This window comes from Streptomyces sp. NBC_01508 (assembly GCF_045040315.1).
Classification (GTDB): domain Bacteria; phylum Actinomycetota; class Actinomycetes; order Streptomycetales; family Streptomycetaceae; genus Streptomyces.
On sequence record NZ_CP109419.1, the window covers coordinates 7,081,085 to 7,106,833 of the forward strand.

At 71.9% G+C, this 25,749-nt stretch carries 23 protein-coding genes; 16 read left to right on the top strand and 7 right to left on the bottom strand.

The genetic code is table 11. From position 1 onward, the window contains the following. The first annotated feature begins 226 nt into the window (after positions 1-226). The 4 genes from OG700_RS32680 (at position 227) to OG700_RS32695 (ending at position 5,639) form a co-directional block, all read left to right on the top strand. Positions 227-1,396, top strand: a complete 1,170-nt coding sequence (locus OG700_RS32680; RefSeq protein WP_405619915.1) for a glycine betaine/L-proline ABC transporter ATP-binding protein — start codon at positions 227-229, stop codon at positions 1,394-1,396. After that, a complete protein-coding gene (locus OG700_RS32685) occupies positions 1,389-4,010 on the top strand; it encodes an ABC transporter permease/substrate binding protein (RefSeq protein ID WP_405619917.1) in 2,622 nt (873 codons plus the stop codon). The genes OG700_RS32680 and OG700_RS32685 overlap by 8 nt, the downstream gene beginning before the upstream one ends. 316 nt (positions 4,011-4,326) lie before the next feature. Then, complete coding sequence (locus tag OG700_RS32690) at positions 4,327-4,875, top strand: helix-turn-helix domain-containing protein (RefSeq protein ID WP_405619919.1); 549 nt, start codon at positions 4,327-4,329, stop codon at positions 4,873-4,875. A 17-nt stretch (positions 4,876-4,892) separates the two neighbouring features. Then, complete coding sequence (locus tag OG700_RS32695; protein WP_405619921.1) at positions 4,893-5,639, top strand: helical backbone metal receptor; 747 nt, start codon at positions 4,893-4,895, stop codon at positions 5,637-5,639. On the opposite strand, the gene OG700_RS32700 is transcribed toward OG700_RS32695, so the two are convergent. Further along, positions 5,578-6,777, bottom strand: coding sequence for a TDT family transporter (locus tag OG700_RS32700; protein ID WP_405619923.1), 1,200 nt, complete (start codon positions 6,775-6,777; stop codon positions 5,578-5,580). The two genes, OG700_RS32695 and OG700_RS32700, sit on opposite strands and share 62 nt — an antisense overlap. 70 nt (positions 6,778-6,847) lie before the next feature. Between OG700_RS32700 and OG700_RS32705 the strand changes: the two genes are divergently transcribed. Beyond that, on the top strand, positions 6,848-7,789 hold the full coding sequence (locus OG700_RS32705; protein WP_405619925.1) for a LysR family transcriptional regulator: 942 nt from the start codon (positions 6,848-6,850) through the stop codon (positions 7,787-7,789). A gap of 801 nt (positions 7,790-8,590) precedes the next feature. Here the strand turns inward: OG700_RS32705 and OG700_RS32710 are convergent. The 3 genes from OG700_RS32710 to OG700_RS32720 form a co-directional block, all read right to left on the bottom strand. Beyond that, entirely contained in the window at positions 8,591-9,328 is a 738-nt protein-coding gene (locus OG700_RS32710) for a gamma-glutamyl-gamma-aminobutyrate hydrolase family protein (RefSeq protein ID WP_405619927.1), read from the bottom strand. Between the two features lie 67 nt (positions 9,329-9,395). Beyond that, entirely contained in the window at positions 9,396-10,892 is a 1,497-nt protein-coding gene (eat, locus tag OG700_RS32715; protein ID WP_405619929.1) for an ethanolamine permease, read from the bottom strand. 179 nt (positions 10,893-11,071) lie between these two features. Beyond that, positions 11,072-11,824, bottom strand: coding sequence for a FadR/GntR family transcriptional regulator (locus OG700_RS32720; protein WP_405619931.1), 753 nt, complete (start codon positions 11,822-11,824; stop codon positions 11,072-11,074). 78 nt (positions 11,825-11,902) lie between these two features. On the opposite strand from OG700_RS32720, the gene OG700_RS32725 reads away from it, so the two are divergent. The 4 genes from OG700_RS32725 to OG700_RS32740 all read left to right on the top strand — a co-directional run bounded on the left by OG700_RS32725 (position 11,903) and on the right by OG700_RS32740 (position 16,571). Next, positions 11,903-13,273, top strand: a complete 1,371-nt coding sequence (locus OG700_RS32725) for a glutamine synthetase family protein (RefSeq protein WP_405619933.1) — start codon at positions 11,903-11,905, stop codon at positions 13,271-13,273. Positions 13,274-13,353: 80 nt separating this feature from the next. Next, complete coding sequence (locus OG700_RS32730; protein ID WP_405622155.1) at positions 13,354-14,700, top strand: aldehyde dehydrogenase family protein; 1,347 nt, start codon at positions 13,354-13,356, stop codon at positions 14,698-14,700. Between the two features lie 3 nt (positions 14,701-14,703). Further along, positions 14,704-15,507 carry a 3-oxoacyl-ACP reductase gene (locus tag OG700_RS32735; RefSeq protein ID WP_405619935.1) on the top strand — a complete coding sequence of 268 codons (804 nt, stop codon included), beginning with the start codon at positions 14,704-14,706 and terminating at the stop codon, positions 15,505-15,507. A gap of 26 nt (positions 15,508-15,533) precedes the next feature. Next, the gene (locus OG700_RS32740) at positions 15,534-16,571 is read left to right on the top strand and encodes a DUF2510 domain-containing protein (protein WP_405619937.1); all 1,038 of its coding nucleotides are present in this window, start codon (positions 15,534-15,536) and stop codon (positions 16,569-16,571) included. A gap of 64 nt (positions 16,572-16,635) precedes the next feature. Here the strand turns inward: OG700_RS32740 and OG700_RS32745 are convergent, their stop codons facing one another. Continuing rightward, positions 16,636-17,838, bottom strand: coding sequence for an amino acid deaminase/aldolase (locus tag OG700_RS32745; protein WP_405619939.1), 1,203 nt, complete (start codon positions 17,836-17,838; stop codon positions 16,636-16,638). A gap of 826 nt (positions 17,839-18,664) precedes the next feature. Between OG700_RS32745 and OG700_RS32750 the strand changes: the two genes are divergently transcribed. Beyond that, positions 18,665-19,474 carry a hypothetical protein gene (locus OG700_RS32750; RefSeq protein WP_405622157.1) on the top strand — a complete coding sequence of 270 codons (810 nt, stop codon included), beginning with the start codon at positions 18,665-18,667 and terminating at the stop codon, positions 19,472-19,474. Continuing rightward, positions 19,471-20,751, top strand: a complete 1,281-nt coding sequence (gene mycP / locus OG700_RS32755) for a type VII secretion-associated serine protease mycosin (RefSeq protein ID WP_405619941.1) — start codon at positions 19,471-19,473, stop codon at positions 20,749-20,751. Before OG700_RS32750 ends, mycP begins: the two co-directional genes overlap by 4 nt. On the opposite strand, the gene OG700_RS32760 is transcribed toward mycP, so the two are convergent. Further along, complete coding sequence (locus OG700_RS32760) at positions 20,726-21,436, bottom strand: serine hydrolase (RefSeq protein ID WP_405619943.1); 711 nt, start codon at positions 21,434-21,436, stop codon at positions 20,726-20,728. The genes mycP and OG700_RS32760 overlap by 26 nt on opposite strands. 104 nt (positions 21,437-21,540) lie before the next feature. Between OG700_RS32760 and OG700_RS32765 the strand changes: the two genes are divergently transcribed. Continuing rightward, entirely contained in the window at positions 21,541-22,287 is a 747-nt protein-coding gene (locus OG700_RS32765) for an SseB family protein (RefSeq protein ID WP_405619945.1), read from the top strand. 164 nt (positions 22,288-22,451) lie between these two features. Here the strand turns inward: OG700_RS32765 and OG700_RS32770 are convergent, their stop codons facing one another. Beyond that, positions 22,452-22,820 (bottom strand): DUF1844 domain-containing protein, encoded by a 369-nt coding sequence (locus OG700_RS32770; RefSeq protein WP_405619947.1) that lies wholly within the window; start codon positions 22,818-22,820, stop codon positions 22,452-22,454. 345 nt (positions 22,821-23,165) lie between these two features. On the opposite strand from OG700_RS32770, the gene infC reads away from it, so the two are divergent. The 4 genes from infC to OG700_RS32790 all read left to right on the top strand — a co-directional run bounded on the left by infC (position 23,166) and on the right by OG700_RS32790 (position 25,659). Next, on the top strand, positions 23,166-23,879 hold the full coding sequence (gene infC, locus OG700_RS32775; RefSeq protein WP_405619949.1) for a translation initiation factor IF-3: 714 nt from the start codon (positions 23,166-23,168) through the stop codon (positions 23,877-23,879). Between the two features lie 120 nt (positions 23,880-23,999). Next, positions 24,000-24,194: a 50S ribosomal protein L35 gene (gene rpmI / locus OG700_RS32780; RefSeq protein WP_405619951.1), complete on the top strand. Its 195-nt coding sequence runs from the start codon at positions 24,000-24,002 to the stop codon at positions 24,192-24,194. 98 nt (positions 24,195-24,292) lie between these two features. Beyond that, on the top strand, positions 24,293-24,679 hold the full coding sequence (rplT, locus tag OG700_RS32785; RefSeq protein ID WP_023542860.1) for a 50S ribosomal protein L20: 387 nt from the start codon (positions 24,293-24,295) through the stop codon (positions 24,677-24,679). A gap of 140 nt (positions 24,680-24,819) precedes the next feature. Continuing rightward, positions 24,820-25,659, top strand: coding sequence for a TrmH family RNA methyltransferase (locus OG700_RS32790; RefSeq protein ID WP_405619954.1), 840 nt, complete (start codon positions 24,820-24,822; stop codon positions 25,657-25,659). Positions 25,660-25,749: the final 90 nt, after the last annotated feature.

Sequence of the window (25,749 nt, forward strand, 5' to 3'; positions counted from 1 at the left end):
CCCCGTCACCGCCGGCCCCCGCTTGACCTGCGGGGCGGTACGCCCGAGTGGTGTGGACCACACAAATGTTTGGTCCATGCCCCCGAGGGCAGGCGCGGACTCGGAGCGGACCCGGGCGCGGACACCCACAGACCGTCGACCGGCCACGCGGGCCGAACCCGTACCGCTCCACGGCCCGCCGGCGGGGGTGGCGGGCCGTTTCTCGTTTCGACGGCGTGAGGTATATGTGTCCAGGCTGACGGCGGAACACCTGTACAAGGTGTTCGGCGCACGACCCGGTGAAGCGGTGCGGAAGCTCGAAAGCGGCACGGACCGCGACGCGTTGCGCGCCGACGGTACGACCGCAGCGGTGATCGATGCCTCGTTCTCCGTCGATCCCGGTCAGATATTCGTCGTGATGGGCCTCTCCGGATCCGGCAAGTCCACGTTGCTGCGCATGCTGAACGGCCTGCTGGAGCCGACGGCGGGACGGGTGCTCTTCGACGGTCAGGATCTGACCGCCCTGAGCGCGGCCGAGCTGCGCACCGTGCGCTCCACCAAGATCAGCATGGTGTTCCAGCACTTCGCGCTCTTCCCGCACCGCAGCGTCCTGGAGAACGCTGGATACGGCCTGGAGGTCCAGGGCGTCCCACGCCGCGAGCGCGACAGACGGGCCACCGAGGCCCTTGAACTCGCGGGGCTGGCCGGCTGGGAGAAGGCCTGGCCCGACGAGCTGTCCGGCGGTATGCAGCAGCGCGTCGGCCTGGCCCGCGCGCTCGCCACCGACGCGGACCTGCTGCTCATGGACGAGTCGTTCAGCGCGCTCGACCCGCTGATCCGCCGTGACATGCAGGACCAGCTCCTGGAGCTCCAGAAGCGGCTGAAGAAGACCATCGTCTTCATCACCCACGACCTCAACGAGGCCATGCGGCTCGGCGACCGGATCGCCGTGATGCGCGACGGCGCGATCGTCCAGCTCGGTACCGCCGAGGACATCCTCGTCACCCCCGCCAACGAATACGTCGCCTCCTTCACCCAGGACGTCGACCGCTCGCGTGTCCTGACCGCCGGCGCGATCATGGCGGACGCCGACACCGCCCATGGCAGCCGGACGGACGACGGCAAGGAGCTGCGTACCGACGAGGACGTGCTCGCGGCGGCGCCCGCCACCGTGACCGTCGGCACCCCGATCATCGAGCTGTTCACCCCGTGCTCGACCAGCTCGGTCCCCGTGGCCGTCACCGACGACGAGGGGCGGCTGGTCGGAGTCGTACCGCGCGCCAGGCTCCTCGCCGTGCTCGGCGAGCCGATGACCCCCGCCGACGCCCCCGCCGATGCCCTCGCGAAGACGTCACCACCCGTGGCCGACGCCGGTCCGACAACGCTGTCCGTCGGCAAGGAGGCCGCCAGTGCCTAGGCTCCCGCTCGGCGAATGGGTCGACAGCGGAGTCGACTTCCTCCAGAAGCACCTCTCCTGGCTGTTCGACGCGATCAGCTCGCTCGTCACCGGCATGTACGACGTCGTCGACGCCGTGCTCAACGGCCCCGAACCGCTTCTCCTGGCCGGCATCCTCGCCGTGCTCGCCTGGTGGCTGCGCGGGCTGCTCGCGGCCGGCCTCGCCTACGTCGGCTTCGCGCTCATCGACTCGATCGAGCTGTGGGAACTGGCGATGTCGACGCTCTCGCTGGTACTCGTCGCGACGATCGTCATCCTGGTCATCGCGGTACCGCTCGGCGTCTGGGCCTCGCGCTCGGCCACCGTCAGCGCCGTCATCCGGCCCGTGCTCGACTTCATGCAGACGATGCCCGCGATGGTCTATCTCATCCCCGGCATCATCTTCTTCGGCGTCGGCGTGGTCCCCGGCATCATCGCCACGATCATCTTCGCCCTGCCGCCCGGCGTCCGTATGACGGAACTGGGCATCCGGCAGGTCGACGCCGAACTGGTCGAGGCCGCCGAGGCGTTCGGCACCAGCCCGCGCAACACCCTGCTGCGCGTCCAGCTTCCGCTCGCGCTCCCGACGATCATGGCCGGCGTCAACCAGGTGATCATGCTGGGCCTGTCGATGGTCGTCATCGCGGGCATGGTCGGTGGCGGTGGCCTCGGTGGCGCCGTCTACCGCGCCATCGGCAACGTCGACATCGGGCTCGGCTTCGAGGCGGGCATCTCCATCGTCATCCTGGCGATGTACCTGGACCGGCTCACCGGCGCGCTGGGCCGGCAGGTCTCGCCGCTGGGCCGCCGCGCGCTGGCCAAGGCGCAGGCGCTGCGCGGTTCGTGGAAGATCTCGGACCACCGCCCGCGCCCCTCGGTCGCCGTGGTCGGCGTGGTCGTCCTCGCGCTCGTCGCGGGCGGCATGAGCATCTTCGGCGCCGACAAGTCCGCCACGGTCGCCACCGACGGCGACGTCGGCAAGGGCAAGAAGATCAGCATGGGCTACATCCCCTGGGACGAGGGCATCGCCTCCACCTTCCTCTGGAAGGAACTGCTGGAGCGGCGCGGCTACGAGGTCGAGGCCACCCAGTACGAGGCCGGGGCGCTCTACACCGGCCAGGCGAACGGCCAGATCGACCTCCAGACCGACTCCTGGCTGCCGACCACCCACGCCACCTACTGGGAGCAGTACAAGGACAAGCTGGAGGACATGGGCGCCTGGTACGACGAGACGTCCCTGGAGCTGTCCGTACCCTCGTACGTGAAGGGCGTCGACTCCCTCGCGGACCTCAAGGGCCAGGCCGACCGGTTCAAGGGCCGCATCATCGGCATCGAGCCCAGCGCGGGTGAGATGGGCATCCTCAAGGACAAGGTCCTGAAGGAGTACGGCCTCGAAGGCGAGTACAAGGTCGTCGACGGCTCCACACCCGGCATGCTGGCCGAGCTGAAGCGCGCGTACGAGAAGAAGGAACCGGTCGTCGTCACGCTCTGGTCCCCGCACTGGGCGTACAACACCTACGACCTGAAGAAGCTCAAGGACCCCAAGGGCACCTGGGGCGAGGGCGACGGCGTGCACATGCTCGCCCGAAAGGGCTTCTCCGCCGAGAACCCCGGCATCGCCAAGTGGCTCAAGAACTTCAAGATGACCGAGGAACAACTCACCAGCCTTGAGGCCGAGATCCAGGGCGCGGGCAAGGGCAAGGAACAGGACGCCGTACGCGCCTGGCTGAAGGACAACCCCGAACTGGCCGACAAGTGGGCCCCGGTCACCGGCGTCAGCAAGGGCGCGAACGGCAAGGACGAGCGTGAACGGCCCATCGAGGTCGCCTGGTTCCCGTGGGAGGAGGACATCGCCGCCACCTATCTGTGGAAGGCGGTGTTGGAGGACCGGGGCTACAAGATGAACCTCAAGCAGTTCGAGGTCGGTCCGATGTACACGGCGCTGGCCCGGGGGCAGATCGACGTCCAGTTCGACGGCTGGCTGCCCAACACGCAGAAGAGATACTGGGACAAGTACAGCGACAAACTCTCCGACCTCGGCTCCTGGTACGGGCCGACGTCACTGGAGATCGCCGTGCCCTCCTATGTGAAGGGCGTCGACTCGCTGGCGGACCTGAAGGGCCGCGGGGACGAGTTCAAGGGCCGGATCGTCGGCATCGAGCCCGGCACCGAAACCATGAACATCCTTAAGAACAAGGTGCTGCCGGGCTACGGCCTGGACGGCGAGTACAAGATCGTCGAGAGCTCCACGCCCGGCATGCTGGCCGAGCTGGAGCGTTCGTACGCCAAGAAGGAGCCCATCGCGGTCATGCTGTGGACCCCGCACTGGGCCTACAACGAGTACGAGCTGACGAAGCTGAAGGACCCGCGGAAGGCATTCGGCGAGGGGGACCGGCTCCACACCGTGGCCAACAAGGACTTCCCCGAGAACTACCCGCAACTGACCGAGTGGTTCAAGGACTTCAAGCTGAGCGAGGAACAACTCGCCGGCCTGGAGAACGAGATCCAGAAGCGCGGCACGGGTCACGAGGAAGAGGCGGTCAGGGCCTGGATGGCGGAGAACCCCGGCATCGACGAACAGATCGCCCCGCAGTAACGGCCTGAGAGCCGCCGCCCGGCGGCATCGACAACAGGGCGGGCACCGTGAGTGACGGTGCCCGCCCTGTCGCCACGGTGCGCGACCTGTCGCCACAGTGCCCGCCCATTTTCCGATGCCCGCTCGCGGGCGCGTTCGACGCCCGCGCGTCGTAGGTTGGACCGTGTGACCCTACGGGTCGGTAACAGGATCGCTCCGTCGCGCCGCTCGCCCGCCTGTTCGCACCGGGCGCGGATCGGCGGCGGGTGAGGCAGACCGCCCTTGTACGGCGGTCAACTCTGAGAAGATGACGATCCGGCCGGGAGGGAGCCCAGACATGGACGACAAGGAAGCGCTCAGGGTGGGCGCGGCCGTCCGCAGGCGGCGCAGGTCCCTCGGCCTCACGCTCGCGGCCGTCGCCGACCGCAGTGGGCTGTCCGTGCCCTTCCTCAGCCAGATCGAGAACGAACGCGCCCGGCCGAGCGCCCGCTCCCTGGAGCGGGTGGCGGGCGCCCTGGAGACCACCATCGCCGCGCTGCACGCGGCGGCCGACTCGGCGCGCACGGTCGACGTCGTACGGGCCGACGGCGGCGGCCCCGGCGTCCGCAGGGTGGCCCGCGGCGGACACCAGTTGCACGCCAAGGAGTACACCGGCGAGCAGGACACCGGGCGCGAGTACCAGCACCGCAACGACGAGGTGATGTACATCGCCGACGGTTCGGTGGAGGTCGAGGCCGAAGGCCGCGCGTACCGCCTGGAGCGCGGCGACACGCTGTACCTCTCCGGAGGGGTCAGGCACCGCTGGCGCGCCACCGAGCCCGGCACCCGCATCCTGGTCGTCGCCGTCGCCGAACACATCGACGCGACGTTCGACACCCGGCGCTGAGTGGCGGGCCGCGCGCCGTGACCGCCGCACCCCGGATCGTCTCGCTCGTCCCCTCGCTCACCGAGGCCGTCGCGGTCACCGCGCCCGGACTCCTGGTAGGCGCCACCGACTGGTGCACCCACCCCGCCGACCTCGACGCCGTACGCGTCGGCGGCACCAAGAATCCCGACGTCGGCGCGATCGCCGCGCTGCGCCCGGACCTCGTCGTCGCCAACGAGGAGGAGAACCGTGAGCCGGATCTCGCCGCGCTGCGGGCTGCGGGCATCGAGGTGCTGGTCACCGAGGTGCGCGACCTCGACCAGGCGTTCGCCGAACTGGAGCGGATGCTCGTGACGGGCTGTGGGCTCGCCGTGCCGCGCTGGCTCGATGAGGCGCGCGACGCCTGGGCGGCGGTGCCGTCCCAGTCTCAGCGCCCGTCTCCTTCTCCGTACGGAGACGGGCGCCGGGCGGTCGTACCGATCTGGCGCAGGCCGTGGATGGTGCTCGGCGGCGACACCTTCGCCGGCGACCTGCTCGCCAGGCTCGGCGTGCACAACGTCTACGCGGACCGGGCCGAGCGCTACCCGCGCATCCCGCTGGACGAGCTGCGGGCCTCGGGGGCCGACCTGGTCGTCCTGCCCGACGAGCCGTACCGCTTCACCGCCGACGACGGGCCCGAGGCGTTTCCCGGCCTGCCGGCGGCGCTGGTCGACGGGCGGTTCCTCACGTGGTACGGGCCGTCGCTGGCCGGGGCGCCGGCGGCGCTGCGGGCAGCGCTCCGCTGATCACACCGTGGACGGTACGGGTCCACGCCACCGCCCAGGCAGCCGTCAGGAGGACGAACAGGGCGAGCGCCAGCCAGACCAGGGCGGTCAGCCCCGTGGCTCGGGCGAGCCCGGCGGCGCCGGTCACGCACGTACCGACCGGGAAGGTGAAGGCCCACCACGTCATCGAGAACGGCATCCCGCGCCGGACCGCCCGCACCACCATCGCGACCGCCGGCGCCAGCCACAACAGCGCGAAGCCCAGCACCGGGACGCCGTACAGCACGGCGAAGGCGTCCAGGGCGGAGACGTGAGCGTCCGCACCGAGCGCCGTGGGCGCCTCCCGCGCGAGATGGCCGACCGCCGTCGTGGACTGCCCGAGCGGGCCGAGGACGAGGAAGAGCGCGGGCGTCAGGGCGAGCGGCAACGGACCGTGCAGGACAAGCCTGCCGAAGATCAGCGGCAGCAGGGTGAGCGTGGCGAGCAGGCTCAGACCGAACAGGGCGTAACAGGCCAGCAGCAGCGACTCGCGCCACTGCCCGGCGGGCAGATACGGGATCAGCGCCGGGCCGAGCGCCGCCGACACCATGGGCGCCACCACCGGCAGGAGCCACACCGGGGACGCGTCGGCGGCCCGTACCCGGTGGCGTACCACCATCAGATACGGGACGGCCACGGCCGCCACCAGGCCGACGAGCGTGCCCGTCGTGAACAGGACGGCGTCCACGGCCACGGCCGCGCGCTCGCCGATCACCTCCCGGCCCACGGTGAGGGTGGCGCCGCCGACCGCGAGCAGCGCCATCGCCAGACATCCGTAGAAGGGCGCCACCGCCGGGTCGAGCAGATGGGCGCGCGCCTGGTCGCGGTGGTGGATCCAGTGCCCGGCGCGGGCCGCCAGGACGAGCAGGAGCATCACCGCCGACAGCGCCCAGACGGTGACGCAGGCGGCGCGCAGTCCGGGGACCCCCGCCGGGTCCCCGGGCAGAGTGGCGCCCGCGCTCGCGACGATCGCGGTCCCCATCACGCTCGCGTACCAGTTGGGTCCGACATGGCGCAGGGCCGGGAAGCGCCGGGGTTGGGGCGCGGCGTGCGGTGCGGTCGGGGTGACCGAGGCGGTCGGGGTGGTCGGGGTGGTCGGGGTGGTGGCGAGGGTGGCCATATCGGCACCCTCGTCGCTCCGCGCCCTCCTCACCAGGCCCCTTGGTTCTATGAGGCCATAACCTGCATGTATGACTGACGAGCCCGCTGTGTCCCTCGCCCACCGGGTGCCCGAACTGGGCGCGCTGGAACTGCTCATCGCCGTGGCCCGGCACGGCAGCATGGGCGGGGCGGCCCGTGAGCTGGGCATCAGCCAGCCCGCGGCGAGCAGCCGGATACGGTCGGTCGAACGACAGCTCGGCGTCAGCCTCTTCGACCGGTCACCGAGCGGCTCCCGGCTCACCGGCGCCGGCGCGCTCGTCACCGACTGGGCGCGGCGCATCATGGAGGCGGCGGAGGCGTTCGACGCGGGCGCGCAGGCGCTGCGCGACCGGCGCGACTCACGGTTGCGGGTCGCCGCGAGCATGACCATCGCCGAGTATCTGCTGCCCGGCTGGCTCATCGCACTCCGCGCGGCCCGACCGGACACGGCCGTCTCGCTCCTCGCCGGAAACTCGGGCGCCGTGGCCGCGCGGCTGATCGGCGGCGAGGCGGATCTCGGCTTCGTGGAGGGCCTGGCCGTGCCCACCGGGCTGGACGGCACGGTGATCGGCCGTGACCGGCTGGTGGTCGTGGTCGCGCCGGCGCACGCGTGGGGACGCCGTACGGCCCTGACGCCCGAGGAGCTGGCAGCCGCCCCGCTGATCCTCCGTGAGGAGGGCTCGGGCACCCGCCAGGTGCTGGACGCGGCACTCGCCTCCTACGGAGGCCTCGCCGCGCCGCTGCTCGAACTGTCCTCGACGACGGCGGTCAAGGCGGCGGTGGTCAGCGGCGCGGGACCCTCGGTACTCAGCGAACTCGCCGTGGGGGAGGAGCTGGCATCGCGCCGGCTGACGGAGGTGGCGGTGACGGGAGTGTCACTGCGCCGCGACCTCCGGGCGGTCTGGCCGACGGGCCACCGGCCGAGCGGCCCGGCGCGCGAACTCCTGTCGCTGACGCGCGGCGACGGGGGAGCGGAAGTGCCGGGCGAGTGAGGACGGCGTTGGCCTGCCGGGCGGTCGGGCCCGTCCGCAGCCACAGTCGTCAGGCCGGCTGGGGCGGACTGTTCGCGCGTCGGCCACGCTCGCCGGGCGGTCACACGCGTTCGGTCAGGTCTGCGTGTCGGACGGCACTGCGGCCAGCGGCGCCCGTCAGGCTCGCTCGGGCTGGTCGCACGCCGTCACTCGCACCTCCGAAGACCAAGCCTGCTCGAAGAGCAGATTCGTCCGGCCGGTCGTGTCCTTCCGCCGACCGGCGGTGTGGGGATCGAACACGGCCGATTTGGCCCGGCCCGTCCGGGGGCCAGGAACGTGGCAAGGCGCGCAGGCCGGACAGGACTTAGGCGGCGGGCGGACCGTAGCCGGTTGCGCCGCCCGGAGGGCGGGCCGCCACGCGCAGACGTGGACGTCGAACAGGCCCTGTCCGGCGGATCTTCGGGGATCAGTCCGGGACGCCTGGCACGGCACCTCGCTTCGTTGACAGCGTTTTCGAAGGCATCCGAGTACGTCCGGTACGAGCACGATCCTCCGCCTTGCGACGCACCGCACCAGACGCCCGGCTGATCCCCGAAGATCCGCCGGACAGGACCTGGCCCTTCGGGCACGGGCGGTGCCCCTTCCGCGCTGTCTCCCTCTTCCGCCTTGCGATCGCACGCACCGGACGCCCGGCCCGGCGCCCTTCCCGTAGGCCCGAGGGGGCCACGGGAGGTGCCCCCGTTGTCGTCAGTCGGCCACGAACGGCCGGGCCATCCGCAACGTCGATCCCCGCGCCTCGCACCGCATCGCGCCAGCGTCACATCAGCCGCTCCGCGACGGGCACGCGCTGAGACCCGAAGATCCGCCGGGCAGGGTCTCACGCGTGGCCGCCGTCACCAGCGCCGTCATCACGCGGACGTCCTCGCCCATCTCCGGATGCCACTGCACCCCCAGCACCCACCGCTCGTCCGTCAGCTCCACCGCCTCCACCGTTCCGTCGCCGGCGTACGCCGAGACGATCAGGCCCTTGCCCAGCCGGTCCACCGCCTGGTGGTGGGAGGACGGCACCGCCGACTCCTCCGGCACGGCGGTGCCGTACCGCGTGCCCGGTACCGGCTTCACCGGATGCTCGCCGAACACGCCGACGGTCGCCGCCGTATGGCCCTCCAGATGCTGGATCAGCGTCCCGCCGAGCGCGACGTTCAGCAGCTGCATCCCCCGGCAGATCGCGAGCAGCGGCGTTCCGGACGCCAACGCCGCCTCGATCAGGGCCAGTTCCCAGTCGTCGCGCTCCCTGGCGGGTGGTCCGGTACGGGGGTCGGGCTCGGCCCCGTACCGTACGGGCTCCACATCCGGACCACCGGCGATCACCAGCCCGTCGAGCCGGGCGACCACCGAGGCGGCGGTGGCCGGCTCGTCCGGCGGGAGCATGACGGCGAGGCCGCCCGCGCGCTGGACGAGCCGGGGATACCCGGTGGGCAGCAGAGCGGCGGGCAGGTCCCAGACGCCCCACTTGGCCGACGTCTCCAGATACGTGCTGACGCCGATGAGTGGCTTCACCGAAAGTTCCTCCGTTGTGGTGCTGTGCTCGTGCTGTCGTGCTGTCCTGCCGTGGTGCCTCTCCGGCTCAGTCCCGTTTCAGCTCCGCCTCCGCCTCCGCGAGCGCGGCGAACTCCTCCTCGGGCGCGGCGGCGACCAGCCGGTGCCGACTGTAGAAGGCGAAGTAGGCGAGAGCCACGACATAGACGCCGAGGGCGATGAACGCGGCGTCCTTGTCCACCAGGAAGGTCGCCACCAGCGCAGACAGGGCCAGCACGAACGCCACACCGGAGGTGACCATGCCGCCCGGTGTCCGGTACGGACGGTGCAGATCGGGCTCGCGGCGCCGCAGCACCAGGTGCGACAGAGCCATCAGGGAGTAGGAGATGGTGGCGCCGAAGACCGCGACGTTCAGCATCCGCCCGCCGTTGCCGCTGCCGGCGGCGAGGGCGAAGCCGATCGCGCCCGGTATCAGCAGGCCGAGATATGGCGCTTTGCGGCTGCTGGTCAGTGAGAGGAAGCGGGGCAGATAGCCGGCGCGGGAGAGGGCGAACAACTGCCGGGAACCGGCGTAGATCAGCGAGAAGAAGGACGCGACCAGTCCGGCGAGCCCCGCGTAGTTGACGAACCGGCTGAGCGCCGTGGGTTCGCCGTCCCCCTGAAGCGCGACGACCAGCGGATTGCCCGCCTCCATGACGGCGGCCGAGCCGCGGGCGCCCGTCGCGGCGAAGAACGTGATCAGGGCCAGCAGGACGAGCACGCCCATGGAGATCGACAGAGCCCGCGGCATCGAGCGCACCGGGTCCTTGGCCTCCTCGGCCGCCAGCGGCACACCCTCGACGCCCAGGAAGAACCACATGCCGAACGGGAACGCGGCCCAGATGCCCAGCAGGCCGTACGGCAGCCAGGAGTTGGACCCGAAGGCGTCCTCCTGGACGGGGATGTCGTTGAGGCCGCCGCTGTCGAACTCGGTGAAGGCGCCCACGGCGAAGATCAGCAGCGCGGCGACGGCGATGGCCGTCACGACCAGGCTGAAGCGCAGCGCCTCGCCGACACCCCAGAGGTGGATGCCGATGAAGATGGCGAAGCAGGCGAGATAGACCGGCCAGCCCGCGTCCAGTCCGAAGAGGTTCAGCGACTCGACGTAGTCACCGATGAAGATGGAGATCGCGGCCGGCGCCAGGATGTACTCGATGAGGATGGCCGTGCCGGTCAGGAACCCGCCCCAGGTGCCGAGCGCGCGGCGGGCGAAGCCGTAACCGCCGCCCGCCGTGGGCAGGATCGCGGAGAGCTCGGCGAGCGAGAAGACGAGGCAGGCGTACATCGCGCCCATCAGGAGGGTCGCGATGGCGAGCCCGCCGAAGCCGCCCTCGGAGAGGCCGATGTTCCAGCCGGAGAAGTCCCCGGAGACGACGTAGGCGACGCCGAGGCCGGTCAGCAGCAGCCAGCCGGCGCTGCCGCGTTTGAGCGTACGGCGGCTCAGATAGGCCGTGTCGTCGGCGGAGCCGCCCGGTGCGGGACCCGCGGGACCCGCCGGACCCGACGGTTTGGCTGGTGGGATACGGGAGTCCGTGCCTTCGGCCATGAGCCGCTCCTGCCTCGGGTAAAGGTGTGAGGCCACACCATTGCGGCCGGAATCGCCCGCGCGCAAGCCCTGTGCGTTAAGCGACTGTTACGAGCCCGACCCGACCCGACCCGGCCCGGCCCGGTGCCGCGTTCCCGATCACTGGCCGTCCCCGGTCACCGGTCGGGCTCGATCGGCTCTCAGGCCAGAAATCCCCGCAGCAGCGCCGCCGTCCCGCCGCAGTGCTCGCGCATCGCCTCGCGCGCCGCGTCCGCGTCGCCGTCCAGGACCGCCTCCACCAGCGCCGTGTGCTGCTGCTGGGAGTGCTCCAAGTTCCTTACCAGCAGCGGGATGCAGTCCAGCAGGTCGTTCACGGTCGCGCGGACCGACGCGTACTGCTCGGTCAGCCGCGCCGAGCCGGACAGCTCCGCGAGCGTCAGATGCAGCAGTGTGTCGAGTCGGCGGTAGTCGCCCAGCGGGGCGTCGTGCGTGGCCGCGAGCGCCCCGCGCAGCCGGGCCGCCTCCCGCGCGGTGAGGCCGTGCGCCGCGCACAGGCCCGCCGCGCCGACCTCCAGCACCTCGCGGAAGCGCAGTACGTCCTCGATGTCGACCCCGGAGACCCGGCGGCGCAGCTCCTCCCCGACCCCCTGCGGCGGGGTGTCGGGCCGGGGCCGGACGAACGTGCCGCCGTAGCGCCCCCGTCTGCTCTCCACCAGCCCCTGGTCGGTGAGGACCTTCAGCACCTCGCGCAGCGTGACCCGGCTGATCCGCAGCCGCTCCGCCAGTTCCCGCTCGGCGGGCAGCCGTTCGCCGCCCGCGACCAGACCGAGGCGCAGCACCTGCATGATCTGCTCCAGCGCCTCCTCGAAGCCGTTGCCCGCGCGCACGGGGCGCAGGACGGGCGTCAGCCGGTCGGCCGGCTCACTCCTCTTCGCCGCATCCTTCTTCGCCACGTCGCCGTTTCCCCTTCCCAAGCAATGGTCTCCCGGAATACCTTAAGGTCCCCGGCTGGCCGATGGAGGAGTTGTCCCGTGGCAGACCGCACACCCCCGCTCTCCGTCGAGGAGCTGCGCGCCCTCGTGGCGAGCGGCGAGATCGACACCGTGGTCCTGGCCTTCCCCGACATGCAGGGCAGACTCCAGGGCAAGCGGTTCGCCGCGCCGTTCTTCCTGGAAGACGTACTGGAACACGGCACGGAGGGCTGCAACTACCTCCTCGCCGTCGACGTCGAGCTGAACACCGTCGACGGCTACGCGATGTCCTCCTGGGACCGCGGTTACGGCGACTTCGCCATGCGCCCCGACCTCGCCACCCTGCGCCGCGTCCCCTGGAACGAGGGGACGGCGATGCTCATCGCCGACCTCGCCTGGAACGACGGCTCACCCGTCGTCGCCGCGCCCCGCCAGATCCTGCGTCGCCAGCTTGAGCGTCTCGCCGAGCACGGCTACACCGCGCATGTCGGCACGGAACTCGAATTCATCGTCTTCAAGGACACCTTCGAGCAGGCGTGGGACAGCGGCTACCGCGGCCTCACCCCCGCCAACCAGTACAACATCGACTACTCCGTCCTCGGCACCGGCCGTATCGAGCCCCTGCTGCGCCGGATCCGCAACGACATGACCGCCGCCGGTCTGACCGTCGAGTCCGCCAAGGGCGAGTGCAATCCGGGACAGCACGAGATCGTCTTCCGTTACGACGAGGCCCTGCTGACCTGCGACCAGCACGCCATCTACAAGACCGGCGCCAAGGAGATCGCCTCCCAAGAAGGCGTCTCGCTCACCTTCATGGCCAAGTACAACGAGCGCGAGGGCAACTCCTGCCACATCCACCTCTCGCTCCAGTCCGCCGACGCACCCGGCACGAACGTCATGGCGGGCGACGACGCCCACGGCATGTCGCCCGTGATGCGCCACTTCCTGGCCGGCCAGCTCGCCGCGCTGCGCGACTTCTCCGTGCTGTACGCGCCGAACATCAACTCCTACAAACGCTTCGCGCCCGGCTCCTTCGCCCCGACCGCCGTCGCGTGGGGCAACGACAACCGCACCTGCTCCCTGCGGGTCGTCGGTCACGGCCGCTCCATGCGCTTCGAGAACCGGCTGCCCGGCGGCGACGTCAACCCCCACCTGGCCGTCGCGGGCCTGGTCGCGGCGGGGCTCTACGGCATCGAGCACCAGCTCGAACTCCCCGAGCCCTGCGCCGGGAACGCCTACACCTCCGCGTACGAGCAGGTCCCCACCACCCTGCGCGAGGCCGCCGACCTCTGGGAGCACAGCCCCATCGCCAAGGCCGCCTTCGGGGACGAGGTCGTCGCCCACTACCTCAATCTGGCGCGTGTCGAACTGGCCGCCTTCGACGCCGTCGTGACCGACTGGGAGCTTCGCCGCTCCTTCGAACGCATGTGAGGAATCGAGACGTGCCCGACCAGCCCCCCGCAGACCGGCCCTCTGCCCACCAGACCGCAGACCGGCCCTCTGCCCACCAGATCCTCAACCCGGCGACGGAGGAGGTAATCGCCACCGTCCCGGCGACGAGCGCCGCCGAGGTCGACGCGGCCGTCGCACGGGCCGCCGCCGCCCAGCGCCGGTGGGCCGCCGCGGCCCCCGCCGACCGGGCGCGGCTGCTGCGCCGCTTCGCCGCCGCGGTCGACGACCACCTCGAAGAACTCGCCCGGCTGGAGGTCAGGGAGGCGGGCCACACCCTCGGGAACGCCCGCTGGGAGGCGGGCAACGTCCGCGACCTCCTCGACTACGCCGCCGGGGGAGTGGAACGCCTGACGGGCCGGCAGATCCCGGTGGCCGGCGGCCTCGACATCACCCTCCTGGAACCGCTCGGTGTCGTCGGGGTCATCGCCCCCTGGAACTTCCCGATGCCCATCGCCGCCTGGGGCACCGCACCGGCCCTCGCGGCAGGCAACGCCGTACTCCTCAAGCCCGCAGAGACCACCCCGCTGACCGCGCTCCGCCTGGCCGAACTCGCCCTGGAGGCGGGCCTTCCCGAGCACCTGTTCCAGGTGCTGCCCGGCGCCGGGGACATCGCGGGCCGGGCACTGGTCGAGCACCCCGGCGTCGCCAAGATCGTCTTCACCGGCTCGACCCGCGTCGGCAAGGAGATCATGGCCAGGGGCGCGCGGCTCGTGAAGCGCGTGACCCTTGAACTCGGTGGCAAGAGCCCCAACATCGTCTTCGCCGACGCCGACATCGAGCGCGCGGCGGCCGAGGCCCCGATGGCCTTCCTCGACAACGCCGGACAGGACTGCTGCGCCCGTACCCGCATCCTCGTCCAGCGCACCGCGTACGACCGGTTCCTCGAACTCCTCACCCCCGCCGTGCGGTCGGTGGTCGTCGGCGACCCGGCGGACGACAGGACCCAGATGGGACCGCTCATCTCGCGCGCCCAACTGGAGCGCGTACGCGGGTACGTCCCCGAGGACCGGGCGGCCGTACGGGGCACCGCCCCCGAGGGGCCCGGCTTCTGGTTCCCGCCGACCGTCCTCACCGATGTCGCCGCCGACGACCCCGCCGTGACCGAGGAGATCTTCGGGCCGGTCGCCGTCGTCGTCCCGTTCGACGACGAACAGGACGCGATCCGCCTCGCCAACGACACCGAGTACGGCCTCTCCGGCTCCCTGTGGACCCGCGACCTCGGCCGCGCGCTGCGCGTCTCGCGCGCCGTCGCCGCGGGCAACCTGTCCGTCAACTCCCACAGCAGCGTGCGCTATTCGACCCCGTTCGGCGGTTACAAACAGTCCGGCGTCGGACGTGAACTGGGTCCCGACGCCCTCACCGCGTTCACCGAGACCAAGAACATCTTCATCAGTACGGAGGCCTGACCCATGCCCGACGAGATCAACCAGAACGCCGAGAGCCCCGTCTGCCGCCGGCTGGTCGGCCGCACCGCCGTCATCACCGGCGCGGGCAGCGGCATCGGTCTCGCCACCGCGCGCCGGCTCGCCTCCGAAGGCGCGCACGTCGTCTGCGGCGACATCGACGCGACGGCGGGCCAGGCGGTGGCCGACGAGGTGGGCGGCACCTTCGTACGGGTCGACGTCACCGACGCGGAACAGGTCGACGCCCTCTTCAAGACGGCGTTCGACACGTACGGCAGCGTCGACATCGCGTTCAACAACGCGGGCATCTCACCGCCGGAGGACGACTCGATCCTCACCACCGGCATCGACGCCTGGCGCCGCGTCCAGGAGGTCAACCTCACCTCCGTGTATCTGTGCTGCAAGGCCGTCATCCCCTACATGCGGCAGCAGAAGCGCGGCTCGATCATCAACACCGCGTCGTTCGTCGCGACCATGGGCGCGGCCACCAGCCAGATCTCGTACACCGCCTCCAAAGGAGGCGTGCTCGCCATGTCGCGTGAGCTGGGCGTGCAGTTCGCCCGCGAGGGCATCCGCGTCAACGCGCTCTGCCCGGGGCCGGTCAACACCCCCCTGCTGCGCGAACTGTTCGCGAGCGACCCCGAGCGGGCCGCGCGGCGACTCGTGCACATTCCCGGCGGGCGCTTCGCGGAGGCGGAGGAGATCGCCGCGGCGGTGGCCTTCCTCGCCAGCGACGACGCGTCGTTCGTCAACGCGACGGATTTCATGGTGGACGGTGGCATCGGCGGGGCGTACGTGACCCCGCTGTAGTCCGGCCACCGGCCTAGAGTGACGGGATGAGCATGTCGACCCCGCCCGGCTGGTACGCGGATCCGGGCGTGCCCGCCACCGAGCGCTGGTGGGACGGGAACGCCTGGACCGCGCACACCCGGCCGCTCGGCGCGGCGGCTCCCTTACCGCAGCCGCAGCCGCAGCCGATCCAGCAGCCCCAGCCGATCCAACAGCAGCCGTCGTACCAGCAGGGCTATCAGCAGCCGTACCAACACCCTTACCAGCAACCGCGGTCGGCGCCCGCCGTCCCGCTCGCGCCGCACGGCGGGCGGGGCGGTGGACGCGGTGGCGGCCGGGGCCGGGCCGTCGCCGCCATCGCCGCCGGGCTTGTCGTAGCCGCGATCGTCGCCGGTGTCACGCTGCTCGGCGACGACGGCACGAAGGCCGCGCCCCGGCCCACCGGAACTCCCACCGAGCCCGCTCCCGGCCCGACGGGCGCCACCGACGACGCGAGCCCCACGCCCGATCCGAGCGAGGACCCGGACGTGCTGGTCGACCAGTTGAACGGCATCACGCTGCCCATCCCGGACGGCTGGGAGAAGTCGGACAGCCTGGTCGACCGGGCGGTCACCATGACGACGGCCGGGGACTACGAGTGCCCCGGCCAGAAGAACCGGTACTGCCAGCACGGCCGGGTCATGTCCGCCACCGCCACCCAGACCGACGCGGCCACCCCCGAAGCCCTCGCCAAGGAGGACATCCAGGACGCGTCCGACTCCCTGTACGACGAGGACTCCCTCGGCACCTCCTTCTACGGAGGTGTCACCTCGCACACCGTGGAGAAGTCCGCGAGCGTCACCGTCGCCGGACGCACCGGATATCTCGTGCGCTGGAAGGTCAAGACAGGTTCGGGGCCCGGCGGTTACGTCCAGTCGCTGGCCTTCCCCTCCACCATCGGCGCCGAATCGCTGATCGTCGTCCGGTTCGCCTTCGACGCGGGACCCAAGGGTCCACCGCTCGGCGGAATGGACACGATCACCAAGGGCATCCGGGCGATCGGCGACTCGACGGGCGGCGTCGGCAGCTCCATCGGCCCCTCCTGAGCCCGCCCCGGCCCCGACCCGGCCCCGTGCGGTCCCCATCCGGATCCGGGGCGGTGCGGGCGCCTCAGAGAAACGTACGGCCCTCGCCCCGGTACGTCGGCACCGCCGCCGTCACCCGGTCGCCCTCGATCAGCAGCAGCTCGTCGAACCGCTCGCACAGCTCCCCGGCCTTCGCGTGCCGGAACCACACCCGGTCGCCGATCAGCAGATCGTCGGCGGCGGCCCCGAGCAGCGGGGTCTGCACCTCGCCTGCGCCCTCCAGCGGGTCGTACCGCAGTCCCTCCGGCAGATACGGCTCAGGCAGCCGGTCCCGGCCCGCCGCGCCCGACGCCGGGTAGCCGCCGCCGAGCACGGTCACCACGCCGACACCCGGCCTGCGCACCACCGGCTGCGCGAACAGCGCGGCCGGACGGCCCGTGAACGATGTGTAGTTGTCGAGCAGCCGCGGCATGTACAGCCCCGAACCGGCGGCGATCTCCGTCACCGACCCGTCGGCCGCCGTGTGCTGCACACTGCCCGTGCCACCGCCGTTGACGAACTCCAGCTCCGGCGCCACCAGCCGCACCGCGCACACCACAGCCGCCCGCCGCTCCGCCAGCTCCTTGCGCGCCGCCGACTGCATCAGCCGCACCGCACGCGAGCGCAGCGGCCGGCCGGCGACCGAGTCACCGACACCCGCCACATGCCCCTCGTACGCCATCAGCCCCACCAACCGGAATCCGGGCCTGCGGGCGATCGACCTGGCCAGCTCGGCCAGTTGCGCGGGCTCACGCAGCGGCGAACGCCGGGCCCCGATCCGTACCCGCCCGCCGAACAACCGGAACGCGGTGTCCAGCTCCAGACAGACCCGGATCTCCTCCGTGCCGCCCGCCCGCGCGAGATCCACGAGATCCAGCTGCGCCGGATCGTCGACCATCACCGTCACGGCCGCGGCCAGCTTCGGATCGGCGGCGAGTTCGGCGAACGCGCCCCGGTCCGCTGACGGATAGGCGAGCAGCACGTCCCCGAAACCGGCACGCGCCAGCCACAGCGACTCGGCAAGCGTGAACGACATGACGCCCGCGAAACCGTCGCGCGCCAGAACCCGCTCCAACAGCGCGCGGCAGCGCACCGATTTGCTGGTCACCCTGATCGGTTTGCCCGCCGCCCGGCGGACGAGATCGTCCCCGTTCGCGTCGAAGGCGTCGAGATCGACCACGGCGAGCGGGGCGTCCAGATGGGCGGTGGCCCGGTCGTACCGGGCCCGGTCGGCGGCGCGGGGAGTCATCGTCCGAGCTTGCCAGACGGGCCTACCCGACGGTAGGGGGACGTTCTGGTCAGATCCGCCCCGACCTGCGGAGCTGTTCCCGCGGGGTGCTCCGAAGCCCGTAGAGTGACGCCCACGCGGCGACGAACGGGCCTGCCCCGGGCGGCGATCCGCCGTGGACAAGGCCGTGATCACAGGGGGGCGGATGAGTACCGAAGCGCGGCGCGCGCCCGTGCCACCCCGCCCCGCAGGACCACCACCGCCACCACCGCCGTCGGGACCCCCGATCGCACAGCCCGCCGCCCTCGCCGAATCGACCGGTGGCGGCCCCGCGCCCGCCCCGGACGGCCCTCGTACGCCGGACGAACGGCGCGGCGACGACAGGAACAACGGAACGCCGGCCCCGAAGCCGGCCGGAACCGCCGAAAGCGCCGGAACCGCCGAAACCAGGACGCCCGGCGGGACATCTGGCCGCTCGGTGGACGGGTCATCGGGCGGGTCGTCGGGCGGGGAGCCCGCCATACCCCCGCACCCGGCCGGACCTCCCCCACAGCGAACCGCCCCACAGCAATCGGCCCCGCGCCGTGCGGCCCCGCGATCCACCGTGCCTCCCGACGAGGACACCGCCCGCCTGCGCCCCGTCCCCCCGGCCCCACCGGCCGCCCCGGTCCCGCCCCGGCCCACCCGGCGCCCTACACCAGCACCACCGCTGTCGGCGCCGACCTTCACCGCCACGGGCACGGCCCCCCGGCTGCCGCCACCACCTCCCGCCTTCAAGGCGGCGCGAGACGTCCCCCGGCGCCCCGCCGGGTTCTCCGCCCCGCTGCCGCCCTACCACCGGCCGGCCGTGCCTCCCGAGACCCCGGCCGAGACGACCACCCGGCTGCGTCCCGTGCCCGCCCGCCACCCCGGCAGGACGGCCGCCGCGATCGGCTGTGTCGTCCTGGGCCTCGGCCTGATCGGCGGCGCCGTCACCGGCAGTTGGCTGACCGGAGACTCCTCCGCCGACCCCGCGTCGGGCGCCGGCTACGCACCGCTCCGTACGCTGTGGCACAGCACCCCCGTCGACACCTTCTTCCCGCGCACCCTCAAGGGCGACGGCGCGGGTCCCGGCGGCGCCGACCGCACCTGGACCAGGGTCGCCGTGGCACCCGAGAGCACCTGCGCGCGGGCGCTCGATCCACTCCTCCTCAAGACGCTGCGTCCGGTCGGCTGCGAGCGGGTCCTGCGGGCGACCTACGTGGACGCCACCCAGAGCACCGTCACCACCGTCGGCCTCGTCTTCACGGAAGGCGAACCGTCGGGCATGAAGGCGCTGGACACCCGGTTCACCGGCGAGAAGCTCACCGAGCGCACCGACCTGATGCCCCGCACCTATCCGGTGAAGGGCACCGTGGCCGCCGGCTTCGGCGACGGACAGCGCGCGAGCTGGACGGTGAACGTCCTCACCGAGGCTCCCGTCGTCGTGTACGCCGTCTCCGGCTTCGCCGACGCACGCCGGGTCCCCGACCCGCAGCCGGTCGCCAAGGCCACCGCCGACGGTGCGAAGACGGCGGCGGCCCAGGCCGGGCTCGGCCACGACGCCAAGGGGATCGCCGACCGGGTCGAACGCGGTCTGCGCACATCAGTCAGCACGGCAACGGAGCCGCCCCGATGACGACGCCCCCGACACCGGCCACGCGAACGACGCCGACGCCGACGCGGACGCCGACGCGGACGCCGACGCGGACGCCGACGCCGACGTCACGGCGCCGCGGGCGCCGCGTTGCCGCCACCCTCGCCGCCGCCTCCTTCCTGGCCGCCGTCCCCGCGACACCCGCCCACGCGGACGTCATCCGCGCCCAGCAGTGGGCACTGGAAGCGATGCACACCGACGACGCCTGGCGCACCACCAAGGGCGACGGCATCACCGTCGCCGTGCTCGACACCGGCGTCGACCCCACGCACCCCGACCTCGCCGGACAAGTGCTGTCCGGCAAGGACCTCATCGGCTTCGGCGCCAAGAGCGGCGACCGCGCCTGGGCCCGGCACGGCACGGCCATGGCGGGCATCATCGCGGGTCGCGGGCACGGCCCCGGCCAGGAGGCCGGTGTCCTCGGGATCGCCCCCCGGGCAAAGATCCTGCCGGTCCGCGTGATCCTCGAAGGCACCGACCCCGACCGGGCCAAGGCCCGCAAGTCGCGCGGCGGTTCACTCGCCGACGGCATCCGCTGGGCCGCCGACCAGGGCGCGGACGTCATCAACATGTCCCTCGGCGACGACAGCGAGTCGGCCCACCCCGAGCCCGGCGAGGACGCCGCCGTCCAGTACGCGCTGTCCAAGGGAGCCGTCCTCGTCGCCTCGGCCGGCAACGGCGGCGAGAAGGGCGACCGCGTCTCGTATCCGGCCGCGTACCCCGGCGTGATCGCCGTGACGGCCGTCGACCGGTACGGCACGCACGCCGCGTTCTCCACCCGGCGTTGGTACGCCACCGTCAGCGCGCCAGGCGTCGACGTCGTCATCGCCGACCCCGACCGCCGCTACTACGAAGGCTGGGGGACCAGCGCCGCCTCCGCGTTCGTCTCCGGCGCCGTCGCCCTCGTCCGCGCGGCCCACCCCGAACTGCGGCCCGCCCAGATCAAGAAACTGCTCGCCGACACCGCCCGCGACGCCCCGGACAACGGCCGTGACGACTCCACCGGTTACGGCATCGTCGATCCGGCCGCGGCGATCAAGGCGGGCGGAAGGCTGAGCCCCGACACCGCCGACGCGAAGAGCGAGACGGCCGGCTACACGAAGGAGTACTTCGGCCGCGGCCCCGACAACGCCTCCGGAGGATCGGAGCCGGCCGCCTGGCTCGCCCCGCTCGCCGGCGGCCTCGGCGCGCTGCTGCTGGCCGGCGCGGTGGTGCTCTGGCGCGGCGGACCGGTCATCGGGCGCCGCCGACCGCGCTGACGGCGGCCCGCGCCGCCGCCTCGACCAGGGCGATGCCCGCGTCCTTCGTAGGATGTCCGCCCGACAGGACGGCCACGAGAAGGTCACGGCCCCCGGCGGTGACCCGGCCGACCGAGTTGATGACCCACAGCCCCGTGGCGCTCAACGGCATCCAGCCGTTCTTGAGCGCCGGTGCGCCTCCCGCCGCCGAGACGCCCCACGCCTGGTCCGCCACCACGCGCGTCATCAGATCCGCCACGAAGGCGCGCGAGCGCTCGTCCAGAGGCGTCGCACCGCCGTTGAACACGGCGTCCAGCAGCGTCAGTTGATCCGTCGCGGTGGTACGCGAGAGCCCCCAGTCCGGGGTCGCGGCCGACTCGCGCAGACCGAGCCGCCGGTGGGCCTCGTCCTGTCCGTCTGCTCCGCCGATCACCTGCCACAGCGCGGTGGCGGCGTCGTTGTCGCTGCGCTCGATCATCTCGGCGGCCCATCCACGTTCCCGGGCGGTCGGCTCGCGGCCCGTGTCCTGGGCGCGCAGGAGCAGCGCGGCGAGGATGCCGACCTTGACGACGCTGGCGGAGGGGTGGGTGGGGTCCGGGCCGTGGTGGTGGGCCGTGGTACGGCCGGTGGCCGTGTCGCGGACGGCGACGCTGTACGTGACGTTCGCGTCGGCGGCGTCGACGAGCGGTTCCCTGCGCGCCTGCATGGCGTCCCCCTTCGGTCCCGCCCCTGATTCTGCCCTCAATCGCCGGACGGGCTTCGAGAACAGCCCGGCGCTTGAGCGGCGACCACGCCCACTAGGCTCGCCCCGTGGCTCTCAAGGACATCCCCGATTCCGGCTTCTCCGACGACGACGGCACCGCCGACCCCGCCCTCACGGACGCCCTCGCCGCCTGGTCCGCCGACCGGTCCGCCGAGCCGCGCGTCCTCGCCGCCCTCAAGGGCGCCCGGCTGCTGGTCCCCGTCGTCGCCGTGCTCGGCGAGAGTGAGGAGGACGAGCGGGGGCTGCGGCGCGAGAAGAGCAGCGACATGGCCGTCCCCACACTGCGGGCCGGCGGCCGGCGCGCCCTGCCCGCCTTCACCTCGACCGCCTCGCTGGCCCGCTGGGACCCCGCCGCGCGCCCCGTCGCCGTACCGCTGCACCAGGCACTGAGCGCGGCGGCGCACGAGAAGGCCGACACGGTCGTCATCGACCTGGCGGGGCCCGTGCCGTACGAACTCGCCGGACCGGCCCTGTTCGCGCTCGCCGAGGGGCGCATCGGCACCGACCCGCTCGACGACCCGGCCGTCGTCGCTGCCGTTGAGGAGGTGGCCGCCGCCGAGCCCTCCGTACTGAGGGCGCATCTCGGCCCGGGGGAGGCCGACGGCACCCTCGCGCTCGTCCTGCTGCCGGACGCCGCCCCGGCGGACGCGGTCCGGCGGATCGCTTCCGCGCTGGCGGCTCACGACGTGCTGAGGGCCCGCCTGGTGCGCGGTCTCGACCTGGCACTGCTGCCGGCCGGCGCCTCACCTCCGGGCGAGCCCCTGTTCGTACGCGACGGACCCGACGGACCCTAGGGCCTCTCGTTTGGATCTTGCCGGGCTCGCGGTCCCTGGCACCGCGCCTCGCCGCGTTGATGGCGCAAGGGGAGGCACGGCTCCCGCCATGCCTCCCTCCTCCGCCTCGCGATCCACGGCACCAGACCCCGCTCTCTCATCCGGCCTGATCCAAACGAAAGACCCTAGAGCTTGCCGTAGACCGGCCCCGTGTACTTCTCGCCGGGGCCCTGGCCCGGCTCGTCCGGGACCATCGAGGCTTCGCGGAAGGCGAGTTGGAGCGACTTCAGGCCGTCGCGCAGCGGCGCCGCGTGGAAGGAGCTGATCTCCGTCGCGCTCGCGTCCAGCAGTCCGGCCAGCGCGTGCACCAGCTTGCGGGCCTCGTCCAGGTCCTTGTGCGCGTCGCCGTCCTCCGTGAGACCGAGCTTCACCGCGGCGGCGCTCATCAGATTGACGGCGACCGTCACGATCACCTCGACGGCCGGTACCTCCGCGATGTCACGGGTCATGGCGTCGAAGTCGGCTGGTTCCTGGGGAGGGGTCGTGTCGCTCATTCCGCACACGATAGGCCCCGGCGCCGGAGGCGGAGACAGCCGGTTAGCTCACCCGCGCGGGAACTGCTAACCTTGCGTTACGACCGGTCGGACACGTGTGTGGCCGACCCACAAGTGGAGGCTCCGTTCTCCCACCTGGCCGCCCCTCGGGGTGGCGGGTCACCGGTCAGGTGGTCCCCATCGTTCCGTACGGACGATGGAGCCGCCCGATACGCCCCGTGGTTCGACGCGGCGGTGTTCCGGTATTCATGGAGCTCCCGCCTGTGTCCCGTCCGGGGCATTTTTCCGTTCCCCCTGCGGTTGGTCTGACGAAACAGACGTTACGCGGCTGTCTGCCAGGCGGCCGTGTGGTGCTACCGAGGAGGATCCATCAGCGCTGAGCCCCGCATTAACGACCGGATTCGTGTTCCCGAGGTCCGCCTTGTCGGTCCCAGCGGCGAGCAGGTCGGCATCGTGCCGCTTGCGAAGGCCCTGGAGCTCGCGCAGGAGTACGACCTGGACCTGGTCGAGGTCGCGGCGACCGCCCGTCCGCCCGTGTGCAAGCTCATGGATTACGGGAAGTTCAAGTACGAGTCGGCCATGAAGGCCCGTGAGGCGCGCAAGAACCAGGCGCACACGGTCATCAAGGAGATGAAGCTCCGGCCGAAGATCGACCCGCACGACTACGACACCAAAAAGGGTCATGTCGTCCGGTTCCTCAAGCAGGGTGACAAGGTCAAGATCACGATCATGTTCCGTGGTCGCGAGCAGTCCCGCCCCGAACTGGGCTTCCGGCTGCTCCAGCGTCTCGCTTCGGACGTCGAGGAGCTCGGCTTCATCGAGTCGAACCCGAAGCAGGACGGCCGAAACATGATCATGGTGCTCGGCCCGCACAAGAAGAAGACCGAAGCCATGGCCGAGGCCCGCGAGGCCCAGGCGGCCCGCAAGGCGGAGCGCCAGGGTTACGCGCCCGACGACCACGTGGACGAGTCCCCGGACGCCGCGAAGGCCCGTGCGGACGCGGACGCCGAAGCGGGCGCCGACGCGGAGGCTCCGGCCGAGTCGTCCTCCGAGGCGTGATCCACGGGCCGCCGGCCAGGCGCCCCCGGAGTCCCGTCCGGATTCCATACATAGCGATTTGACGCTCCCGCGCAGCGGCCTCGGCCGGTGGGGAGTGCCACTGATGAGGAGAACGGCGTTATGCCGAAGAACAAGACGCACAGCGGTGCGAAGAAGCGCTTTCGCGTGACCGGCTCCGGCAAGATCCTTCGCCAGCGTGCGGGCCGTCGCCACTACCTGGAGCACAAGCCGTCCAGCCTGACGCGCCGTCTCGCCGGCACGGTGCAGCTGGCTCCGGGTGACGCCGCGAAGGCCAAGAAGCTTCTCGGCCTGTAGGCGCGAGCCCCGCCGAGCGCGGGGCTCCAGCCGCCGTACCGACCACGCCGTTCTCGGGTCACGTCAACGCCCGTGACCCAGCTACAAGGAGTTAACAAGTGGCACGCGTCAAGCGGGCAGTCAATGCCCACAAGAAGCGCCGGGCGATTCTGGAGCAGGCCAAGGGTTACCGCGGCCAGCGCTCGCGCCTGTACCGCAAGGCCAAGGAGCAGGTCACCCACTCCCTGGTCTACAACTACAACGACCGCAAGAAGCGCAAGGGCGACTTTCGCCGGCTGTGGATCCAGCGGATCAACGCCGCCGCCCGCCAGAACGGCATGACCTACAACCGCCTCATCCAGGGTCTCAACGCCGCCAACATCGAGGTGGACCGCAAGATCCTGGCCGAGCTCGCGGTCAACGACGCCAACGCGTTCGCCGCGCTGGTCGAGGTCGCCCAGAAGGCGCTCCCGAGCGACGTCAACGCCCCGAAGGCCGCTGCCTGATCCCCTGCCGGATCACGGATCACAGCACTTCCCGCCGGACCCGCAGGCACACCGCCTGCGGGTCCGGCGCGTTCCACCCCCGTACCGCGTTCCACCACACGTACGTCCGCCACGTCCGCACGAGAAGCGAGCCGCCGCCCATGGGCACCCCCGAGCTGATCTCTCCGCGTTCCCCGCGTGTCACCGCCGCCCGGCGGCTCGTCAGGCGGGCCTTCCGCGGCAAGGAACGCCGGTTCATCGCCGAGGGCCCGCAGGCCGTACGCGAAGCGGTCGAGCACCGGGGCGAGGACGGTGTCCCGACGCTGGTCGAGCTGTTCACCACCGTCGAGGCCGCCGAGCGGTACGCCGACATCGTGGACGCCGCCCGCGCCGCCGGGGTCCGGGTGCACTTCGCCGACGCCGATGTCGTCGCCGACGTCTCGCAGACCGTCACCCCGCAGGGCCTGCTCGGCGTCTGCCGCTTCCTGGACTCGCCGTTCGAGTCCATCCTGCGGGCGCGGCCCCGTCTCGTCGCCGTCCTCGCGAACGTACGTGACCCCGGCAACGCGGGCACCGTGCTGCGCTGCGCCGACGCGGCGGGCGCCGACGCCGTCGTCCTCACCGACGCGTCCGTCGACCTGTACAACCCCAAGTCGGTCCGGGCGTCGGTCGGTTCGCTCTTCCACCTGCCGGTCGCCGTCGGCGTCCCCGTCGAAGAGGCCGTGGCGGGCCTGCGGGGTGTGGGAGTACGGGTCCTGGCCGCGGACGGGGCGGGCGAGGACGACCTCGACGACGAGCTGGACGCGGGCACCATGGGCGGTCCGACCGCCTGGATCTTCGGCAACGAGGCGTGGGGGCTGCCCGCCGAGACGCGGGCGCTGGCGGACGCCGTCGTACGGGTGCCGATCCACGGCAGGGCGGAGAGTCTGAACCTGGCGACCGCCGCAGCCGTATGTCTCTACGCCTCGGCTCGGGCGCAGCGTGTGCGCACCGCGAGCTGAGGGGGTCCGCGCAGTCACCTTGAGCGATGAGAGCGAGTAGGGTGACCGGAAACTCGGGGGCCCACTGTGCTCTTCGGAAGAGGTGGGATG

Bases quoted from the DNA above. Each gene is read 5' to 3' on its own strand.
- OG700_RS32690 (WP_405619919.1), top strand. From the start codon at position 4,327: ATGGACGACAAGGAAGCGCTCAGGGTGGGCGCGGCCGTCCGCAGGCGG.
- OG700_RS32700 (WP_405619923.1), bottom strand. From the start codon at position 6,777: ATGGCCACCCTCGCCACCACCCCGACCACCCCGACCACCCCGACCGCC.
- OG700_RS32705 (WP_405619925.1), top strand. From the start codon at position 6,848: ATGACTGACGAGCCCGCTGTGTCCCTCGCCCACCGGGTGCCCGAACTG.
- eat (WP_405619929.1), bottom strand. From the start codon at position 10,892: ATGGCCGAAGGCACGGACTCCCGTATCCCACCAGCCAAACCGTCGGGT.
- OG700_RS32735 (WP_405619935.1), top strand. From the start codon at position 14,704: ATGCCCGACGAGATCAACCAGAACGCCGAGAGCCCCGTCTGCCGCCGG.
- OG700_RS32740 (WP_405619937.1), top strand. From the start codon at position 15,534: ATGAGCATGTCGACCCCGCCCGGCTGGTACGCGGATCCGGGCGTGCCC.
- OG700_RS32745 (WP_405619939.1), bottom strand. From the start codon at position 17,838: ATGACTCCCCGCGCCGCCGACCGGGCCCGGTACGACCGGGCCACCGCC.
- mycP (WP_405619941.1), top strand. From the start codon at position 19,471: ATGACGACGCCCCCGACACCGGCCACGCGAACGACGCCGACGCCGACG.
- OG700_RS32760 (WP_405619943.1), bottom strand. From the start codon at position 21,436: ATGCAGGCGCGCAGGGAACCGCTCGTCGACGCCGCCGACGCGAACGTC.
- OG700_RS32770 (WP_405619947.1), bottom strand. From the start codon at position 22,820: ATGAGCGACACGACCCCTCCCCAGGAACCAGCCGACTTCGACGCCATG.
- rpmI (WP_405619951.1), top strand. From the start codon at position 24,000: ATGCCGAAGAACAAGACGCACAGCGGTGCGAAGAAGCGCTTTCGCGTG.
- OG700_RS32790 (WP_405619954.1), top strand. From the start codon at position 24,820: ATGGGCACCCCCGAGCTGATCTCTCCGCGTTCCCCGCGTGTCACCGCC.